We start from the raw sequence: 18,493 nt of genomic DNA, 5'->3' as shown, positions 1-18,493 counted from the left end.
GCCCCGCGTCGGGCAGCGGCCGCTCATCCGGGCGGCAGGTTCGGCATGTCGGGCGCGATCGGGTCGTGCGCCTTCGGGTTCACCCCGGTGGAGCGCCGCGCGTCGGCGGTGTGGTCCTCGTGGTGCCCCGACTGCTTCTCGTAGGCGCCCGGCTCGTTCCCCTGCCGGACGCCCTTGGTGTGCGACGGGGTGTCCGGCGCGACGTCGGGCTTGCCCACCTTGATCTCGGCCATGGTCGTTCACTTCCCTTCCGGGTTCGTCGCCAGTTCCGCGAAGAAACGCTCGATCTCCGGCCACACCTCCAGGCCGCCGGACAGGCCCTTCCACGACCGCCGGACGGCGGCCACCAGCCGGTGGCAGTCGTCGACGGGGACCAGCCACTGCTCGTCCGCCCCTCGGGCGGTGTTGACCAGCAGCGCCTCCACGCCGGGCAGCATGGTCCGCAGCGCCTCGCAGCGCGCCTCGGCCGCCGCCCACACCGGCGGGTCGACCTCCCAGCGGGTGGCGCCGGCCGGGCTGGGGCAGCGGGCGGCCACGCCGCCGTCCGGCTCGCGGACGAAGAACGCCAGCCCGACGGGGACGCCCAGGTCGGCGGACGGGACGCCGTCCAGCCGGACGCGGCGGCGGGGCACCAGCCGGTAGTGCCCGCGGCCCGCCGCGTCCCGTTCGAAGAGGAGCGCGCAGGCGCGGCAGGCGCACAGCAGTTCGTCGCGCCGCTCGTCCAGGACGTGGGCGTGCCCGTCCGCGACCGGGTTCGCGCACAGGTCGCACTTCTCGGCGGGGTCGCGGCGGAGCGTCGCCGCGCGCCCGAGGACCCGTCCGAGCGCCGCCGAGGAGGCGGGCCGGGGTCGCGCGATCCGCGGCGCGGTGGTCATGGGGCCTTCCCCACCTGGGACGCGGGCGGGGCGCCGTGCCGCAGCAGCGCGTCGACCGGGATGAACGTCGCCGGCCGCGCGGCCGCCTCCCCTCCCTCGGGCTCCACGGCGGACAGCTCGGGGGCGACGGCGAGCACGGCGTCCCGCACGGCCTGCTCGGCCATGCCGGCCGTGCTCCCGCACCCGCCCGAGCCCCCGGTCAGCCGGACGCGGGCGACGTCCCCGTCGATGCCGGCCAGCTCGACGTCCCGGCCCTGCGAGCGCAGGTAGGGCCGGACGCCCTCCAGGGCGCGGCTCACCCGCTCCTCCGTCGGCGCGGGGTGGACGTCGTGCAGCGCCAGCAGATGGCCGAGCAGGTCGTCGTCCATCAGGGCCGCGGCGAGCCGGGCGTCACCGGCCGCGCGGTCCATCACGCGCGCCAGCGCCTCGCCGTACACCTCGGCGAGCAGGGCCACGGCGTCGAGCGCGCCCTCGGCGGTCGGCCCCGGCGCCTGCTCCAGCGTGCCGAGCAGCTCATCGATCCGGCCGAGCCGCTCGGCCAGCGCGCCCTCGCCGAGCCGCTCACCCATGGGTGGCACCGAACATCGGCGAATGGACCTTCTCGAGCGTGCGGCCCTTGCCGAGGTACATGTGCACCCCGCACGGCAGGCAGGGGTCGAAGCTGCGCACCGCGCGCATGATGTCGACGCCCCGGAAGTTCTCCGGGCCGTTCTCCTCGAAGATGGGCATGTCCTGGACGGCGTCCTCGTACGGGCCGGGCGTGCCGTAGCTGTCGCGCGGGCTGCCGTTCCAGGGCGTCGGCGGGTACGGGTGGTAGTTGGCGATCTTGCCGTCGCGGATGACGAGATGGTGCGACAGCACGCCCCGCACCGCCTCGTGGAAGCCGCAGCCGATCGCCTCGTCGGGCACCTCGAAGTCCTGGAAGACCTTGGTGTCCCCGGCGCGGACCCGTTCCATCGCCCGCTCGACGAAGTGCAGCGACATCGCCGCCGCGTACGCCACGAAGTAGACCCGCGCCCGGTTGCGCTCGATGGCGTTCGACCACTGCGGGATCCGCCACTCCAGCGTCGTCTCGGGCAGCCGGTCGCCCCTGGGCAGGGAGATCTGGACGGTCTGCCCGGTGGCCTTCACGTACGGCGTGTCCACCAGCCCGGCCAGCGCCGTGGTGTACAGCCGGGCGTACGGCCCGCCGCCGGTGTCCAGCGCCAGGTGCTCCCCGGAGTTCTTGTCGTACCAGCGCGGGCTCATCACCCAGCTGTACTTGTCCTCGAAGTCGCGCTTCTGCGGCGCCGGCAGCGTCGTCTGGTTCCACGGGTGCCGCATGTCGACCGGATTGCCGAGCGGGTCGTGGGTGACGAACGGCTCCTCGCCCGCCCAGTCGTCGTAGTACGAGCTGCCCAGCAGGATGCGGATGCCGAGGTTGATGTCGACCAGGTCGGTGGTGAGTAGCCGCCCGTCCACCACGATGCCCGGGGTGACGTACATCGCCTTGCCCCAGTGATTCATCGTCTCGTACCGGTAGTCGACGACGTCGGGGTTCTGGAACGCGCCCCAGCAGCCGAGCAGGACGCGGCGGCGGCCGACCTCCTCGTACCCGGGCAGCGCCTCGTAGAAGAAGTCGAAGACGTCGTCGTTCATCGCGACGGCCCGCTTCACGAAGTCGATGACGCTCAGCAGCCGGCTCAGGTAGTCGGTGAACAGCGACGGCTCCGGCATCGTGCCCACGCCGCCCGGATAGACGGTGGAGGGGTGCACGTGCCGCCCCTCCATCAGGCAGAACATCTCCCGGGTGACGCGGCTGACCTTCAGCGCCTCCTTGTAGACCGACCCCTCGAACGGGTTGAACGCCTCCATGATGTCGGCGATCGTCCGGAAGCCGTGGATCGCGGCGCCCGGCGCCTCGGTCGTCCGGGCCCGCTTCAGCACGCTCGGGTTGGTGTCCTTGACCATCGCCTCGCAGAAGTCGACGAAGACGAGGTTGTCCTGGAAGATCGTGTGGTCGAACATGTACTCGGCGGCCTCGCCGAGGTTGAGGATCCACTCGCCCAGCGGCGGCGTCTTGATGCCGTAGGCCATGTTCTGGGCGTACGCCGAGCAGGTCGTGTGGTTGTCGCCGCAGATGCCGCAGATGCGGCTGGTGATGAACCCGGCGTCCCGCGGGTCCTTGCCCTTCATGAACACCGAGTAGCCGCGGAACAGCGAGGACGTGCTGTGGCACTCGGCCACCCGCCGGTTCGCGAAGTCGATCTTCGTGTAGATGCCCAGGTTGCCGATGATCCGGGTGATCGGATCCCAGGACATCTCGACGAGCTGTCCCGGGGCCCCGGTCGCCGCCCCGGCCGTCTCCGGGTGCGCGGTGTGCGCCATTGCGTCGTGTCCTCTCGTTCACTGCTGCCGTCAGGTGCGGGCGGGTGCCGTCCGCCGCGGGCCGCGGGCCGCGGCGCGCTCTGTCGCTACGGGCGCCACCGCGGATCGAAGCCGCTGGTCAGCGCCTCCCGGTTGTGGCGCCAGCGGGGCTCCCGGTTGGCGGTCCGGTTGGTGAGGCCGCGCAGCCGGCGGACGAACGCCCCGTACGGCTTGATCATCATCGAGGAGAGGTGGCCGCCCGGCGGCATGTCCATGAAGGGCATGAACTTGTCCGGGAACCCCGGCATGGTGCACGCGATGCAGATGCCGCCCACGTTCGGGCACCCCCCGATGCCGCCCATCCAGCCGCGCTTGGGGACGTTGCAGTTCACCACCGGCCCCCAGCAGCCGATCTTCACCTGGCACTTCGGCGAGTTGTAGTCCCCGGCGAAGTCGGCCTGCTCGTAGTACGAGCCCCGGTCGCAGCCCTCGTGCACGGTCTTGCCGAACAGCCACTGGGGCCGCAGCATCTCGTCCAGCGGGGGCGGCGGCGCGGCGCCGGCGGCGTGGTAGAGCACCCAGGTCAGGGTCTCCATGAAGTTGTCGGGCTGGACCGGGCAGCCGGGGATGTTGACGATCGGCAGCCCCCCGGTCGACCGGTAGTCCCAGCCCAGGTAGTCGACCAGGCCCATGCAGCCGGTGGGGTTGCCCGCCATCGCGTGGATGCCGCCGTAGGTGGCGCACGTGCCCACGGCGACGGTCGCCCACGCGCGCGGCGCCAGCATGTCGATCCACCGGTTCAGGGTCATCGGCTCGCCGGTGTCGGGGTCGTTGCCGAACGAGGTCCAGTAGCCGTCCCCGTTGATCTTCTCGTTGGGGACCGAGCCCTCCAGGACGAAGATGAACGGCGCCAGGTCGCCCCGCGCGGCGGCCCGGAACGGCGCCAGGAACTCCTCGCCGCCGACCGTCGGGGACAGCACCTTGTTGTGCAGGTGCACCTTCGGCAGTCCCGGCACCACGCCGGTCACCACGTCCTCGATCGCCGGCTGCGACGCGGCGGTCACCGACACGGTGTCGCCGTCGCAGCTCATCCCCTCGGAGATCCACAGCACGTGGATCTCGTCGAATCCGCCGCCCGGCTCCGCGCCGCGCCGCGCCTCCATCGTCCCCGGGTCCATGGCGGTCATCGGGCGCCTCCCCGCGCGCCGGCCGCCGCTTCCGCTCCGGCCTCGGCTTCCGGGTCGACCGTGATGGACTCCAGGACGACGTCGTCCCGGCCGCACGCCTCCACGTCCACCCCGCCGCAGCGCGGGCACGCCGCCAGGGTCCGGGCGGACTCGACCGGCGTCGAGCCGCCGCAGCCCCGGCAGTGCACCGACAGCGGCTCCATGACCAGGTCCAGGCCCGCGCCCTCCAGTTCGGTGCCGGCGGCGGCGAGGCGGAAGCCCTGGTCGACGACCTCCGGATCGACCGGGTGCCCGCCCACGCGGACCTTCACCTCGCTCACCCGGCGGCCCCGGGCCCGTGACCGGGCGGCCTTGACGATCGCGTCGCACAATCCCATCTCATGCACAGGTTCGCTCCGTATCAGCTCGTCCGGTATCAGCTCGTCCGGTTCCACGTCGTCCGGCCTCGGATCGGGCGGCCTCGTCGCGGGCGAGCGCCGTCACCAGCCGGACGGCCTCGTCCAGCACGGCGCGCACCGGTTCGGAGAGCCCCATCCGCTCCTCGACCACGGCCGGCCGGCATCCCACGACCAGGACCCGCTCCACGTCCCCGCCCAGCCTGCGCAGGAGCCGGAGCACGGCCAGCGGGTGCATGCCGTGGCCGTCGACCGCGGGCGCGCCCAGCACGGCGTCCCCGCCCATGCCCTCGTCCGGGTCCGCGGCGTCCAGGACGGCCAGCCCGCCCGGCGGGCCGTCGACCGGCAGGGCGTCGACCATGATCAGGGTGTCGTGGCGGCCGTCGAGGAGGTCGTAGGCCAGATGGACGCCGCGGATGCCGTAGTCGACGACGTCGACGCCCGCGGGCAGTGCCGGAACGTCGATGCGGCCCACGACCTCGACGCCGAAGCCGTCGTCGCCCAGGAAGACGTTGCCGATGCCGGCGACCAGCACCCGGCCCGCCGCCCCCGCGCCGCCGCCGCTCATCCGGTGCCCGCCCCTCCGGCCAGCGGCACGATCTCGTCCGGGGAGAAGTACCGGTAGCGGCCGTACCAGCGGTTCAGCTCCGCGGCCGGGTCGTCCTCGATCGACACGGCGAGGTGGCAGGCGTCGTCCACGTCCATGAGCACCTTCTCGACCAGCGCGGTCCTGCCGTCCAGGAACACGTCCTGCGGGTCGGTCCCGCGCCGGCGCGGGCGCAGCCGCACCCGGCTGCCCTTGGACACGGCGACGCCGGCCACCATGACCCGGTCGGTCTCCGGGGACACCGAGGCGTCCGCGCCCGGGTCCCACCAGGGCGTGTCGGGAGCGGGCGGCTCCCCTGCGCCCGCCGGTGCCGGGTCCGGGCCGGCCCCGGAGACGGGGGCGAGGGAGCGCACGGCTCCGTGCAGGCGGGACATCACCTCGGCGGGCATGCCGTCGACCCGGTCGATGATGGCGGCGGCCCGGGCGTCGGTGGCCCGCGCCTCGCGCTTCTCCTCGTCGGTCAGCGTCAGCGTGCGCAGCGAGAGGATCTCGTCGATCTCGGTCGCGTCGTGCAGGTCGCCGGGGCTCTCGGGGGCGACGCGCGGCCGGTCGTAGAGCAGGATCGGCGACGACAGGACCAGATCGCTGCGGTCCTCGGGTCCCGCGAGCACCGGGAAGGTGTGGACGTTCGCGCAGCCCCGGGCCGCCCGCCCGGCCCACTCCGGCGGGTCCAGCAGCGAGAGGAAGGAGCCGCGGTCGACGGCGAGGAGCGTGTGGGAGGCGAGCAGCGACCAGCGCAGCACGTCGTCGCGGGTGGCCTCCGAGCGGTCGGTGCCGTCGCCGTTCTCCACCCGGATCCGCAGCCGGTACGCGCGCTCGGACCCTACGGGCTCACCGGCGGGCGACTCGGTGCAGGTCGCGAACGCGGAGAGCCGCACCGTAGCCGACACCGGCCAGCGTTCGCGCAGCACCCGCCCCCGGACGCCGTCGCCGGCGATCTCCTCGCATTCGGTTCCGCCCGGCGCCCGCAGGGAGAACAGCCGTTCGCAGCCCAGCAGGTCGCCGAGCCTCACCCGCAGATCGAACTCCCGCGGCACCGCCTCGTCGAAGGGCAGTTCCGCGCCGAGCGCCTCGACCCGGCGGTGCGAACCGTCGGGTCCGCGCCGGTGGACGGTCCTGCGCTGCAACTGCAGGAAGCGGAGCCGGCACGTGACCGTGGCGTCCTCCGTGGCGCGGGCCAGGCATTCGGTCTGCTGCCACCACGATTCCGCGGACCCGGCCACCGTGGTGTCGACCAGGCCGTGGGCGTCCGCCCAGGAACGGGGCGTCAGCACCCCGAACTGCCAGCGGACCCGGTTCTTGCCCGAAGAACGGCGGTACGGGTAAAGCAGATAGCCCTCGTAGAGAATCGCGTCGGCCACCGCACGCACGGTCTCGAAACCGTGCTCGCCGACGGCCGCGCCCGTTTTCATCCAGGTCCCCCCGTACCAGGTCAGGTGCCGTCACCACGGGAGAAGAACGGCGCCGCCCCCCGTCGCCTTCTCCGGTATAACGGCCGGAACGGCGCCCGCGTAAGTGACGGGCGCCCCTAGGTGACGGCCGCACCTACCGGAAAAGGCCGGCGCCCGCCGGAGAAATTCGGGATATCGGAAGCCCTGGCGGGGAGGCCGGGGAAATGCACGCTTCCCAGCACGCCGGACGGGCTCGCGCGGTCGCCCGCGCCGGGGCCCGGGGGCTCGTGGCGGCCATGGCCATGACGGGTGCCCGGACCGTGACGGCCGCGGCCGGCCCGCATCAGAAGAGCCCGCCCGAGGCCATCGTCGCCGAGCACGCCCCCGAGTGGTTCCAGCGGCTGCCGGACCGGCAGCGCGAGGCGCTGACGGAGATCGCGCACTGGTTCTACGGGACCGGCGGCGGCGTGGTGTTCGGCCTGCTCCCCGAGCGCGTGCGCTTCCACGTGCTGGCGGGACCGGCCTACGGGCTGGTGATCTGGCTCGGCTACGAGCTGGCGATCGCCCCGGTGCTGGGCACCGGGCCCGCGCGCCATCGCCGCGTCACCTGGCGGACGGCGGTGGCGATCGACCACGTGCTGTACGGGGTCGTCGTCGCGGGGCGGCTGGCCCCCGAACCCGCCCGCCGCCGGCCCGGTTCCGGTTCCTCACGCCGCACGCGACGGAGATGACGGACTTCTTGGGAAACAGGATTCCGATCGTCCCGTGGTCGTTTACCTGCGCGCCCGTAGCGTGGAGGGGAGCGCGGAAGGGGGTGGGCCATGCCCGGGACGACGTCGTACGAGCCGGGCTGGGTGGAGCTGGCCAGCCCCGACCCGGCCGAGTCCAGGGCGTTCTACCGCGGGCTGTTCGGCTGGGGCTCCCACCCGCTCACCGACGAGCGCGTCTCCGGGTACGAGATGTTCACGCTCGGCGGGGACGCGGACGGGCCCGAGGTCGCGGGGATGGACGCGCTCACCGACGACTCGCTCACCCCTACCTGGACCTGCTACTTCAAGGTCGCCGACATGGGGAAGGCCGCGGCGGCGGTGCGGGAGGCGGGCGGGCTGGTGCTGCTCGACGGCGTCGACGCGGGCTCCCTGGGCCGCATGGCGCTCGCGACGGACCCGGAGGGCGCGGGGTTCGGGCTGTGGCGCCCGTCCCGGTTCCCCGGCGCGGCCGTGGCCGGGGAACCGGGCACGATGTCCTGCGTGCTGCTGGTCAGCCGGGACGCCGACGCGGCCGGGCGGTTCTACGGGCGGGTGTTCGGCTGGACGGACCCCGCGCGGGTCCGGGGCGCCTCCGGCGAGGTCTGCTTCGAGTGGACGAGCACCGGCCGGCCGATCGCCAGCGTGGTGTGCGCCGCCGGCGAGGCCGAGGACGAGCCGCCGTACTGGACGCCCTGCTTCGTCGTCGCCGACTGCGACGCGGCGTGCGCCGAGGCCGAGCGGCTGGGCGGCTCGGTCGCGCGGCCCTGCGCCGAGTCCTCCCACGGCCGGCACGCCCTCCTCACCGATCCGACGGGCGCGTCCCTGGCCGTCGTCCAGCCGCCCCGGTGACCGCCGCGGTCAGCGGGCGTCGCGGAAACGGTCGGTGGCCTCGATGAGGAGGTGGCGGGTGCCGGGTTCGGAACCGCCGTGGCCCGCGTCCTCCACGATGTGGAGCTCGGCCTCCGGCCAGGCCCGGTGCAGGTCCCAGGCCTGGTCCGGGGGCGTCTTGACGTCGTAGCGGCCGTTGACGATGACGGCCGGGACGTGCCGGATGCGGTCGACGCCCGCCAGGAGGCCCTCGCCGGGGAGGAACCCGCCGTTGCTGATGTAGTGGTGCGTGATGCGGGCGAACGCCAGGATCAGGGCGTCGCCGAGGTCGGGCGGCGTCATCGGGAGCAGGGTGTTGGCCGACAGCTCCCAGGCCATCCAGGCGCGGGCGGCGGGAAGGTGGACCGCGGGGTCGGGGTCGGTGATGCGGCGGCCGTAGGCGGCGACGAGGTCGTCCTGCTCGGCGGCGGGTATCGCGTCCCGGAACGCGGCCCACTCGCCCGGGAACAGGTGGGCCGCGCCGCCGGGGGTGAACGCCCAGGCCTCGTCCGAGGGCCGGACGAGCCACACGCCGCGCAGCACCAGCTCGCTCACCCGTCCGGGATGGGCCTGCGCGTAGGCCAGGGCGAGCGTGGTGCCCCAACTGCCGCCGAAGACCAGCCAGCGCTCGACCCCCAGGTGCTCGCGCAGCCGCTCGATGTCGGCGACCAGGTGCGCGGTGGTGTTGCGCTCCAGCGACACCGCCGGGTCGCCCGCGTAGGGCAGGCTGCGGCCGCAGTTGCGCTGGTCGAACAGCACGATCCGGTACGCGGCGGGGTCGAAGAACCGGCGGTTGTCGGGGAGCAGTCCGCCGCCGGGGCCGCCGTGCAGGAACAGCGCGGGCTTGCCGCCGGGGTCCCCGCAGGTCTCCCAGTAGATCTCGTTGCCGTCACCGACATCGAGGAGCCCGGAGTCGTACGGCTCGACCGGCGGATAGTAATCCCTCAGGCGCATGGCCCCCCTTGGACGTCGTCCCATCTCAGGGCGAAACACTATCCATGACACCGAACGACGTGCAGGGGTGTCACGTCTGCCTGGCGAAGAACTCGAGCAGTTCGGGGGCCAGCGCTTGGGCGGCGACATCGTGGTCTTGGCCGGGGAGCGTCCGGTGGACGGCCCCGGGGACGGCCCGGGCGAGGGCGGTCCCGGCGTTGCTCATCCACGCGGGGCTGTTCTGGCCGTTGAGGACGAGGACCGGTTGCTCGATCGACGCGGCCGTGCCGGCGGGCAGGGGGTTGCCGGGCCCCATGACCTCCGCCTCGTAGGCCAGGGTGTGGGCGAGTGCCTCCATCTGCCGCCATGACGGGTCGGCGCGCATCGCGCCGACCAGGTCGGCGGGGACCTCGGCGGCCCGGACCATGAACAGCTCCACCGCCTCGCCCCGCGCTCCCCCGTCCACCAGGGCGGTGAGGCGCGAGGCGAAGTCGTGCGGAAGCTCAGGGGCGCCGGGGTCGACGTGGTACGGCGGTTCCCACAGGGCGAGGCGGGTGATGGCCGGGAGGCGGGCGGCGGCCCGCAGCGCCAGCGCGGCGCCGGAGGAGCCGCCGAACACCATCGCCGTGCCGCCCGCCGCCTCGATGACCGCGGCCAGGTCCTCGATCTCCCGCTGGACGGCGTAGGGCCGGGCGTCCCCGCTGGCCCCGCGGCCGCGGCGGTCGTAGTTGATCACCGTGAACCACGGGGCCAGCGTCCGCGCCACCTCGGCGAGCACGGGATGGGACCGGTCGGTGAAGGCGCCGTGCACCAGGACGAGCACCGGGCCGGCACCGCCGCGGTCGAAGACGATCGGCGTGCCGTCGGCCGAGGCCGCAGTCCCCGTGACGATCGAAGCCGGAGTCGCCGTCATCTCAGCCGGCCGGGTTGACCAGGCACAGCGCCGACCACTGGTGGCCGTCGGGGTCGGTGAAGCCGCGCTGGTAGCGGGGGCCCTCGGTCAGCGGTTCGCCGACGGCCGTCGCGCCGGCGGCCACCGCCTTGTCGAACAGCTCGTCCACCTCCGCGGGGCCGTCGAGGCCGAGCACCAGGATCACCTCGGTGGTCTCGGCCGGGTCGGCGACCCGGTTCCTGCTGTAGCCGGCGAACGTCGGCTCGGCCAGCAGCATGACCTGGGTGCGCTCGCTGATGACCACGGAGGCCATGTCGTCGGTCATCCCGAAGAAGTCGAAGCCGAGCGCGGTGAAGAACTTCTTGGACCGGTCGAGGTCCTTGACGGCCATGTTGACGAACAGGGTGGACATTTCCGTTCCTTCCCGGAGGTCGCGGCCTTGCGGCCTGCCATGTCCACGAGTCTGCCGATCGCGCGGCGGCCGGGCTTGCACCTGAGCGCCGGGCGCTTGACGATCCGTGCCGGGGCTCAGCCGCCCGGCATCAGGCACGCCCTGCGGTACTCGGCCGGCGGCGTCCCGTACACGCGCCGGAACAGCCGGCTGAAATGGGTCGGATCGGGCAGCCCCCACCGCGCGGCGATGGTGCTGACCGACTGGTCGACGTGGACCGGGTCGGCCAGGTCGCGGCGGCAGCGTTCCAGCCGCCGGTGCCGGATCCACGCCGCGACCGTGGTGTCCTGCGACTCGAACAGCCGGTGCAGGTAACGCAGCGACACGTGGTGGGCCGCCGCCACCATCGCCGGGCTGAGGCCGCTGTCGCCGAGGTGCTGTTCGACGAACGCGTGGACGCGCTGCAGCAGCACCCGTTCGCGGGTCTCCGGCTCCAGCTCGGCGACCTGCGACGCATGCTCGGCGACCGTCGTGGTGAGCAGGTCCGTCACCACCGTGGCCAGCCGGGTCGCGCTGGCCGGCCGGTAGGTCTCCACGTCCTCGGCCACCCGGCGCAGCAACGGCGCGGCCAGCGCCGCGGTGCCGCCGTCCCCCGAGAGCGCGACGGCGGTGAGCCGGCGCACCGTGTCGGCGGGCACGGCGAGCGCTTCCCGGGGAAGGCTGAAGACCGCCAGCCGGACGGCCGAGTCGTAGACCAGCTCATACGGGCGGGCGAAGTCGTAGACCGCCAGATCGCCGCTGCCCAGCCGCGCCGTCCGTCCGTCCTGGCCGAGCAGGATCGTCCCCGACAGCGCCAGCACCACCCGGTACGGCTCCGGCCCGCCCCGCCGGATCAGCCCGGGCGTGCGGTGAACGCCGTGCGGCGTCGAGGTCTGGATCCTGCCGACGCCGATCGGGCCGAGCTGGGCGGCCTCGATCCGTCCCTCCAGGGGGACGTCCGGGTCCATCCGCACATCCAGCGGCCCCAGGGTGTCGCAGACCACGTCGAGCCAGGCCTGCACCCGCCGCGCGGCAGGTATGTCACCGGCATGGATGAGGACAGCCAACGCACCTCCCGTGAAAGCCGGCTCATCGTTGCACGTGGTTCAAACCTCCCGGAAGGGCCTTGATCGGCTCTTGCCCGGCCGTGTCCGGCCATTCCCCGGGCATCGCCCCTCACCGCGCATCCGCTGATCAGGCGACGACCGAGGCGACGAAGGCGTCCAGGTTCGCCCCGATGCGGCATGACCCCCTAAATGAGATGTGATGGTTGGAAGACCTTGCTACCGTCAGCATCATGGAGTGTCCGGACTTCCCGATCCTCGGGACCGAACCGCTGCCGGTGGAGCTGGCGAACACGCTGTACGGCGGCGGCGGTGAGCGCACCGACTTCCTCGGCGAGGCGGCCTGGATCGACCAGTGGTTCGCCTGCGTCTGGGACGCGCACGGCCTCGCGACGACGCCGCCGACGGGCCTGGACCGCCGCGCCGGACGGGTGCACTCCCTGCGCGACGCCGTCCACGACCTGCTCTCGGCCGCGGCCGACGGCCGCGCCCCCGGCCAGGCGGCGGTCAGCCGGGTCAACGACTTCGCCCGGGCCGCGCCGGCCTATCCGCGGCTGGAGTGGCCCGCCGGGGGAGCCCCGGCCGTCCAGTGGCTCGACGACACCGGCGGCGGCACGGCCGTCCTCGGCCGCATCGCCGGCTCGTGCATCGAGCTGCTGACCGGGGAGCGGGCGGAGCACCTGCGGCGGTGCCGCGGGCCGGGCTGCTCGATGCTGTTCGTCAAGAACCACTCGCGCCGGCGCTGGTGCCACCCGTCCTGCGGGCACCGGGACCGGCAGGCCCGCTACTACAGGCGGCGCGCCGCCCCGGAGGGATCCCGATGATCACATGGCGGCGGCTCGGCGAACCGGACTTCCCGCTGCTGCGCCGCTGGCTGGAGCAGCCGCGGGTGGCGCGGTGGTGGCACCACGAGACCTCGCCGGAGGCGGTGGCCCGCGACTTCGGTCCCGCGGTCCGGGGCGAGGAGCCCTCCGAGGACTTCCTGGCGCTGCTCGACGGGCGGCCGTTCGGGCTGGTGCAGCGGTGCCGGCTGGCCGACTACCCCGAGTACCTGGCCGACCTGGCCGCCATCACCGAGGTCCCCGAGGGCGCGCTGTCGATCGACTACCTGATCGGCGAGCCGGACCTGATCGGCCGCGGTCTGGGCCCCCGCATGATCCGCGCGTTCGTCGAGCGGACCTGGGACGACCATCCCGGCGGCTCGTCGATCATCGTTCCGGTGGTGGCGGCCAACCGCGCCTCCTGGCGGGCGCTGGAGAAGGCGGGGCTGCGCCGGATCGCGGAAGGCGAGCTGGAGCCCGACAACCCGATCGACGACCGCGCGCACTACCTCCACCGGATCGACCGGCCGGGCTCCCCCGCAGACCTTCCCGGCTGACGGCGAGCCTTCACGCGGCCGTTCAGACCGGGTGGTCGTCCGGGGCCGCCAGCGGCTGGACGCGGGTGGTCGCGGCCCGCCACAGGACGTCCGGCTTGAAGAGCGACTGGGGCGGGGCGGTGAGCGCCAGGACGTTCACCATGCGCGTGCAGACGTGGTGGTCGACGTTGGCGAGCCTGACGACGCGCGCCACGTACCGGTTGATGACGCGGGTGCTGATCCCGGCCGAGGCGCCCTTGGTCGTGGAATAGCGCAGGTCCTCCCCGGTGGCGATGAGCCAGGGGCCGGCGGCGTTCTTGGCCATGCGGCGGGCGATCCTGGTCGGCGCGGCGCCGCTGCGCAGGGCGTCGTCCAGGGTGAGGGCGGAGATGGCGGCGACGCTCATGCCCTGCCCGTAGAGGGGGTTGAACGCGCACACCGAGTCGCCGAGGGCGATGAAGCCCTCGGGCAGGCGGGACAGCTTCTCGTAGTGGCGGCGGTGGTTGGCGGTACGGCGGTAGCTGGTGATGGGGGTCAGCGGCTCCGCGTCCTTGATGGCCTCGTACAGGTGCGGGCTGCGCAGGGACTTGGCGAACTCCAGGAAGCCCTCGTCGTCGGTGGGCGGGTAGTCCCCGGCCATGCCGAACAGGCTGACGATCCACCGGCCGCCCTCCTGCGGGAACAGCGCCCCGGTGCGGGTGCCGTTCGGCGCGTCCGCTTGGAGGTAGAGGGCCTTCCATCCGGGGTCGAATCCGGGCGGGACGGCGTAGCGGCGGCTGGCGTACCCCAGCAGCGGGTCCACCTTCGTCTGCGGGGGCTCGGGGAACCCGAGCCGGCCGAGCCATTCGGGGGCGCGCGAGCCGCGGCCGCAGGCGTCGACGACCAGGTCGGCCCGCAGCGGCTCGGCGTCCGCCCTGGTGCCGTGCTCGCGCGCCTCGACCCCGCCGACCCCGGCACCGGGGCCGCCGGCGGACGGCAGCAGGCCGGTCACCTCGCGGCCGTCCAGGACGGTCACGTTCTCGAACTTGGCCAGCCGGGCGCGGACGGACCAGTCGAGCAGTTCCCGGCTGAAGGTCAGCAGCCGGGTGACCTCGAACCGCCGCCGCCAGCCGCCGGGCGTCATCCACAGCAGGTCGGAGGGCACTCCGAGGACCGGGGCGCCCGCGGTGCGCAGCTCCTCCTCCAGGCCGGGGAACAGCCGCTCGGCGATCTCCATGCCGCGGCTCCACAGCACGTGCAGGTGGCGGCCCTGCGCGACGCCCGGCCGGTAGGCGGCGGCGTCGGGGAACCGGTCGCGCTCGACGAGGGTGACCCGGTCGAAGTGGTCGCTCAGCACGCGGGCGGCCAGCAGCCCGGCCAGGCTCCCCCCGATGACGACGGCGTGCTCGCGGGACGTTCCCACAGTGTGTGCCTCCAGGCTTTGTGACGTGACGGGCCGTTCAGCGGCGGACGGCTCCGGACGGCTTCGCGGGGGGACGCGGCGGCGCGGAGGGTTCGGAGGGGTCGGGCCTGGGCCTGTCCCCCAGGGCGAACGCGACCGCCTCGTCGAGGCCCAGGCGCGAGGCCGCCCGGTGGAACGCCTCGTACTCGCGGTCGCCCAGGGCCTCCCGCGCGTGCGTCTCGCACTGGCCGTGCGGCGCGTTGAAGTACGCCGACCCGAACAGGGGGAGCCCGACGGTGCGCCAGATCCGCCCCGCGGCGCCCTGCAGCGCCGCCGCGTCACGCCCGTCGCCGCCCATGACCCGGACGAGCGCGAGCAGTTCGATGGACAGCACGGTGCAGACGAGGTCGTGGAAGGTGTGGCTGATCCGCATGGACGCGCGGGTGAGCCGCTCCGCCTCGTCCAGGCGGCCCCCGGTCAGGGCCGCGAAGGCCATCACGTAGAGGGCGTAGGCCCTGACCCATTGCTCGTTGTGCTCTTCGCAGACGGCGTGGACCTGCTCGCACATGGCGGCCGCGGCCTCCAGGTCGCCCTGGAAGGCGGTGTTCATGGCGAACTCCACCCTGGCCATGATGACGCTCGCGTTCAGTTCGCCGAGGGCCTCGTACTGCGCGAGCGTCTCCTTGAACAGCACCTCGGCGAGCGCGTGCTCGTCGTTGACGAGCGCGACGCAGCCCAGCCGGTGGACGGCGTTGGCCAGGGCGGTGCGGTCGTCGGTCCGCTGGGCCTCGGCCTGGCTCTCCTCCAGATGCGCGACCGCGCCGGCGCTGTCGCCCTGCTTGATGGCGACGTAGCCGTTCACCCACAGGGCCTTGGCGCGGGTACCGCTGGGCTCGGTGTCCAGGGCCAGTGCACGGTCCAGCCAGTAGCGGCCCTCGTCCAGGAACCCGCACCCGACCCAGTAGAACCACAGGGAGGCGGCCATGTGCAGGCCGGTGCGCGCTTGGCCGGGGGCGGTGAGGCAGTGGTCGAGGGCGGCGCCGATGTTCACGTGGTCCTTGTAGAGGCGCCGGAAGACCTCGGTCTGGACGGAGCCGAACCAGTGCTGCTCCCCCCACTCGGCCAGCCGCAGGTACCAGTCGCGGTGCCGGCGCGCCATGAGGTCCTGCTCGCCCAGCTCGCGCAGCCACTCGGCGCCGTACTGCCGCAGCGTGTCCAGCATCCGGTAGCGCGTCGCACCGCCCGGGGCGGCGTCGTCGCTCCGCGCCAGGACCGACTTGCCGACCAGGCCCTCCACCAGCTGCGGCACGGCGTTCATGGGCAGGACGTCGTCGCCGCAGACGCGTTCGGCGGCCTCCAAGTCGAAGTCGTCGGGGAAGACCGACAGGCGCGCCCACAGCAGCCGTTCCCGCGGCGCGCACAGTTCGTGGCTCCAGCCCACCGTGGTCCGCAGCGCACGGTGGCGGGACGGCTCGTCGCGGCCGTCGTCAACCAGCACCTGGAACCGGTCGTCGAGCCGGGCCGCCAGCTGGTCGAGGGACAGCTCCGGAAGCTGCCCCGCGGCGAGCTCGATGGCCAGCGGGATGCCCTCCAGGCGACGGCACACCCCGGCCACGGTGTCGAGGTTCCGTTCCGTGACGGCGAAACCCGGCACGCGCGCCGCGGCGCGCTGCTCGAACAGCGTCACCGCGTCGGAGCGCACGGCAGAAGCCGAGGCGGGCGCCGCGGGCAGGGGGTTGAGCGTCAGCGTCCGCTCGTCGTCGAGCCCGAGCGGCCGGCGGCCCGTGGCCAGCACGCGCACGCCGGGGGCGGCGTCCAGCAGCGCCCTGACCAGCGGCGCGCAGGACTCGGTCAGGTGCTCGCAGGTGTCGAGGACCAGCAGCAGCCTCGTGCCGGCCAGATGGTCGGCGATGACGTCGAGCCGGGGGCGGGCCGTCTGGTCGGGGATCCGGAGCGTGCGGCCGACCGCGTGGCCCAGGAGCGCGCCGTCGCGCAGCCCGGCCAACTCGACCAGCCACGTCCCGTCCGGGAACTCCGCGGCGAGGTCGCGGGCCGCGCGCAGCGCGAGGCGGGTCTTGCCGACCCCGCCCACCCCGGTCACCGTGACGGGCCCGGGGCGGCGGCACAGGCCGGTGAGCTCGGCCAGCTCGCGGCGCCGTCCCACGAAACCGGTCGTCTCGGCCGGCAGGTTCCCGCCGCGCCGGGTCATGGATTCGGTCATGCCCGCCTCGTCTCCTCCCTCACCGGGACGCGGCCCGCCGCACCGGTCTCCCCGGTTCCGCCGGTCTCGCCGGTTCCGCGCTCCGCGTGCACCAGCAGCACGCCGGCCTCGTCCTCGAGACGGCCCGACACGTGGCCGAGGAGCCGCGCCATGAGGTCGTCCACGATCCGAGCCGGGTCGTCGCCCGCCCGCTCCGCCGCGCATTCGGCGAACGGGAAGCTGCCGCCCTGCGCGTCCCGGGCCAGCGTCACACCGTTCGCGCAGACCAGCAGCCGGTCCCCCGCCCCGAACGGGACGGTCGTCTCCTCACACCAGCCGGCCAGGTCCAGCAGCCCGAGCGGGGGCAGCACCGGCAGCGGTTCCAGGACCGACGCCCGGCCGTCGCGCAGCAGCAACGGCGGCGGATGGCCGCAGCACACCATCTCGGCGCGTCCCGCGTCCTCCGGCACCGACAGCAGGAGCGCGGTGACGGCGTCGCCGGTGTCGCCGGGATGCGCCAGCACGGCGTGCAGCCGCTCGGCGAGCCCCGGCAGCGCCGGCTCGTGCGGGGCCAGTTCCCGGAACGCGTCCAGGACGGTCCCGGCCGCCCGCGCCGCCGCCTCCCCCTTGCCCAGCGCGTCGACGACCAGCGCCCTGAGCCCGAACGGGGTCCGGACGACCGCCTGCCCGTCGCCGCCCCGCCGCTCCGCGGACACCGGCACCAGGCGTCGGCTCTCGGCGCGCACCGAGCCCTCCGCCGTCCCCGCCGCCCCGTCGCGCCCGCCCGGCGGTTCGGCCAGGAGCTCGGTCAGCAGCTCCCGGGACGCCTCGCGGGACGCGCTGTGGAGCGCCAGCAGCTCCATCGCCTGCAGATGGCGGTCCAGGTCCTCGAACTTCTCCAGGTAGGCGGCGCCGACGAGGTTCTCCAGGTAGACCGCGTCGGGCACCTCGGGGTCCGGGAACCGCATGATGGTGAACGCCCCGCCCTCGGCCGCGTGCGCCCCGAAGCGGAACGGCATCACCTGGATGGTGACGTTCGGCCGACGGGAGAGGGCGAGCAGGTACTCCAGCTGGCCCCGCATCACCTCCGGCCCGCCGAGGGGACGGCGCAGCGCCGCCTCGTCGATGACCGTCCACAGCCGCAGGGCGTCCGGGCCCCACAGCCGCCGCCCGCGCCGCATGCGCAGTTCGACCCGGCGCCGGATCTCCTCCTCGCCGGCGTCCGGGTGGCCGAGGCGGAACACGGCGCGCGCGTAGTCGGGGGTCTGCACCAGGCCCGGCACGAACTGGATCTCGTACGTCCGGACCAGCGAGGCCGCCTTCTCCAGGCCCAGGTAGGTCTGGAACCAGGGGGGCAGCACGTCGCCGTGCCGCTGCCACCACCCGGGCAGGTTGCTCTCCCGGGCCCAGCGCAGCATCGTCTCCCGGGTGGGACCGTCGGTGACGCCGTACAGGGCGAGCAGGTCGGCCACGTCCCGCTCCTTGAAGCCGACGCGTCCCAGCTCCAGCCGGCTGATCTTCGATCCGGACGAGCGGATCGCGTATCCGGCCTCGTCCCGGGTCATGCCGGACGCCTCCCGCAGCCGCCGCAACTGGGCGCCGAGGACGAGACGGCGCACCGTCGAGCCCGGCGCGGAGTCGTCGACGGCCACGTCGTCCCTTCCGTGACACCGGTCCCTGGCACCGGTCCCCGGGGACCTCCCGGGCGCACTGTCCTACGGCGTCGCAGGCGTCGCAGGCGTAGCAGGCAGTGTGCCAGCCTCCTCCCGGCGGAATGGGCGATTGGCCGGATGATGCCGATCGGGCGGCCGCGACCGGC

General features: G+C 73.9%; 19 protein-coding genes. 4 read left to right on the top strand and 15 right to left on the bottom strand.

The genetic code is table 11. The features are described 5' to 3' along the window. Nucleotides 1–23: 23 nt before the first annotated feature. From ACZ466_RS38500 to ACZ466_RS38465, 8 genes are all read right to left on the bottom strand, one after another. Nucleotides 24–233 (bottom strand): hypothetical protein, encoded by a 210-nt coding sequence (locus tag ACZ466_RS38500; RefSeq protein ID WP_378281852.1) that lies wholly within the window; start codon nt 231–233, stop codon nt 24–26. A gap of 6 nt (nt 234–239) precedes the next feature. Beyond that, entirely contained in the window at nt 240–875 is a 636-nt protein-coding gene (locus tag ACZ466_RS38495) for a DUF5947 family protein (protein ID WP_378281851.1), read from the bottom strand. Then, entirely contained in the window at nt 872–1,444 is a 573-nt protein-coding gene (locus tag ACZ466_RS38490; RefSeq protein ID WP_378281850.1) for a NifU family protein, read from the bottom strand. Before ACZ466_RS38490 ends, ACZ466_RS38495 begins: the two co-directional genes overlap by 4 nt. Next, nucleotides 1,437–3,242: a nickel-dependent hydrogenase large subunit gene (locus tag ACZ466_RS38485; RefSeq protein ID WP_378281849.1), complete on the bottom strand. Its 1,806-nt coding sequence runs from the start codon at nt 3,240–3,242 to the stop codon at nt 1,437–1,439. Before ACZ466_RS38485 ends, ACZ466_RS38490 begins: the two co-directional genes overlap by 8 nt. An 86-nt stretch (nt 3,243–3,328) precedes the next feature. Beyond that, nucleotides 3,329–4,408, bottom strand: coding sequence for an NADH-quinone oxidoreductase subunit B family protein (locus tag ACZ466_RS38480; RefSeq protein WP_378281848.1), 1,080 nt, complete (start codon nt 4,406–4,408; stop codon nt 3,329–3,331). Beyond that, the gene (locus ACZ466_RS38475) at nt 4,405–4,785 is read right to left on the bottom strand and encodes a hydrogenase maturation nickel metallochaperone HypA (protein WP_378281870.1); all 381 of its coding nucleotides are present in this window, start codon (nt 4,783–4,785) and stop codon (nt 4,405–4,407) included. The genes ACZ466_RS38480 and ACZ466_RS38475 overlap by 4 nt, the downstream gene beginning before the upstream one ends. 1 nt (nt 4,786) lies before the next feature. Further along, nucleotides 4,787–5,371 carry a hydrogenase maturation protease gene (locus tag ACZ466_RS38470; RefSeq protein ID WP_378281847.1) on the bottom strand — a complete coding sequence of 195 codons (585 nt, stop codon included), beginning with the start codon at nt 5,369–5,371 and terminating at the stop codon, nt 4,787–4,789. Continuing rightward, on the bottom strand, nt 5,368–6,822 hold the full coding sequence (locus ACZ466_RS38465; RefSeq protein WP_378281846.1) for a hypothetical protein: 1,455 nt from the start codon (nt 6,820–6,822) through the stop codon (nt 5,368–5,370). The genes ACZ466_RS38470 and ACZ466_RS38465 overlap by 4 nt, the downstream gene beginning before the upstream one ends. A 203-nt stretch (nt 6,823–7,025) precedes the next feature. Here ACZ466_RS38465 and ACZ466_RS38460 point away from each other — a divergent pair, with 203 nt between their 5' ends. Both ACZ466_RS38460 and ACZ466_RS38455 read left to right on the top strand, forming a co-directional pair. After that, nucleotides 7,026–7,532 (top strand): hypothetical protein, encoded by a 507-nt coding sequence (locus tag ACZ466_RS38460; RefSeq protein WP_378281845.1) that lies wholly within the window; start codon nt 7,026–7,028, stop codon nt 7,530–7,532. A gap of 90 nt (nt 7,533–7,622) precedes the next feature. Continuing rightward, complete coding sequence (locus ACZ466_RS38455) at nt 7,623–8,399, top strand: VOC family protein (protein WP_378281844.1); 777 nt, start codon at nt 7,623–7,625, stop codon at nt 8,397–8,399. Between the two features lie 9 nt (nt 8,400–8,408). On the opposite strand, the gene pip is transcribed toward ACZ466_RS38455, so the two are convergent. The 4 genes from pip to ACZ466_RS38435 all read right to left on the bottom strand — a co-directional run bounded on the left by pip (nt 8,409) and on the right by ACZ466_RS38435 (nt 11,739). Then, complete coding sequence (gene pip / locus ACZ466_RS38450; RefSeq protein ID WP_378281869.1) at nt 8,409–9,365, bottom strand: prolyl aminopeptidase; 957 nt, start codon at nt 9,363–9,365, stop codon at nt 8,409–8,411. Between the two features lie 76 nt (nt 9,366–9,441). After that, nucleotides 9,442–10,263, bottom strand: coding sequence for an alpha/beta fold hydrolase (locus ACZ466_RS38445; protein WP_378281843.1), 822 nt, complete (start codon nt 10,261–10,263; stop codon nt 9,442–9,444). A 1-nt stretch (nt 10,264) separates the two neighbouring features. Beyond that, nucleotides 10,265–10,654, bottom strand: coding sequence for a VOC family protein (locus tag ACZ466_RS38440; protein WP_378281842.1), 390 nt, complete (start codon nt 10,652–10,654; stop codon nt 10,265–10,267). Between the two features lie 116 nt (nt 10,655–10,770). Then, nucleotides 10,771–11,739, bottom strand: a complete 969-nt coding sequence (locus ACZ466_RS38435; protein ID WP_378281841.1) for an AraC-like ligand-binding domain-containing protein — start codon at nt 11,737–11,739, stop codon at nt 10,771–10,773. A 230-nt stretch (nt 11,740–11,969) separates the two neighbouring features. Between ACZ466_RS38435 and ACZ466_RS38430 the strand changes: the two genes are divergently transcribed. Both ACZ466_RS38430 and ACZ466_RS38425 read left to right on the top strand, forming a co-directional pair. Further along, entirely contained in the window at nt 11,970–12,560 is a 591-nt protein-coding gene (locus ACZ466_RS38430) for a CGNR zinc finger domain-containing protein (protein ID WP_378281840.1), read from the top strand. Beyond that, complete coding sequence (locus ACZ466_RS38425) at nt 12,557–13,114, top strand: GNAT family N-acetyltransferase (protein WP_378281839.1); 558 nt, start codon at nt 12,557–12,559, stop codon at nt 13,112–13,114. The genes ACZ466_RS38430 and ACZ466_RS38425 overlap by 4 nt, the downstream gene beginning before the upstream one ends. Before the next feature lie 22 nt (nt 13,115–13,136). On the opposite strand, the gene ACZ466_RS38420 is transcribed toward ACZ466_RS38425, so the two are convergent. Genes ACZ466_RS38420 through ACZ466_RS38410 form a run of 3 tightly spaced genes read right to left on the bottom strand, consistent with a single transcriptional unit; the run spans nt 13,137 to nt 18,326 of the window. After that, nucleotides 13,137–14,495, bottom strand: a complete 1,359-nt coding sequence (locus ACZ466_RS38420; protein WP_378281838.1) for an NAD(P)/FAD-dependent oxidoreductase — start codon at nt 14,493–14,495, stop codon at nt 13,137–13,139. Between the two features lie 37 nt (nt 14,496–14,532). Further along, a complete protein-coding gene (locus tag ACZ466_RS38415; RefSeq protein ID WP_378281837.1) occupies nt 14,533–16,695 on the bottom strand; it encodes an ATP-binding protein in 2,163 nt (720 codons plus the stop codon). After that, entirely contained in the window at nt 16,692–18,326 is a 1,635-nt protein-coding gene (locus ACZ466_RS38410) for a Scr1 family TA system antitoxin-like transcriptional regulator (protein WP_378281836.1), read from the bottom strand. Before ACZ466_RS38410 ends, ACZ466_RS38415 begins: the two co-directional genes overlap by 4 nt. Nucleotides 18,327–18,493 lie beyond the last annotated feature (167 nt).

This window comes from Actinomadura rugatobispora (assembly GCF_055379765.1).
This window is presented reverse-complemented; position numbering and strand designations above follow the sequence as displayed.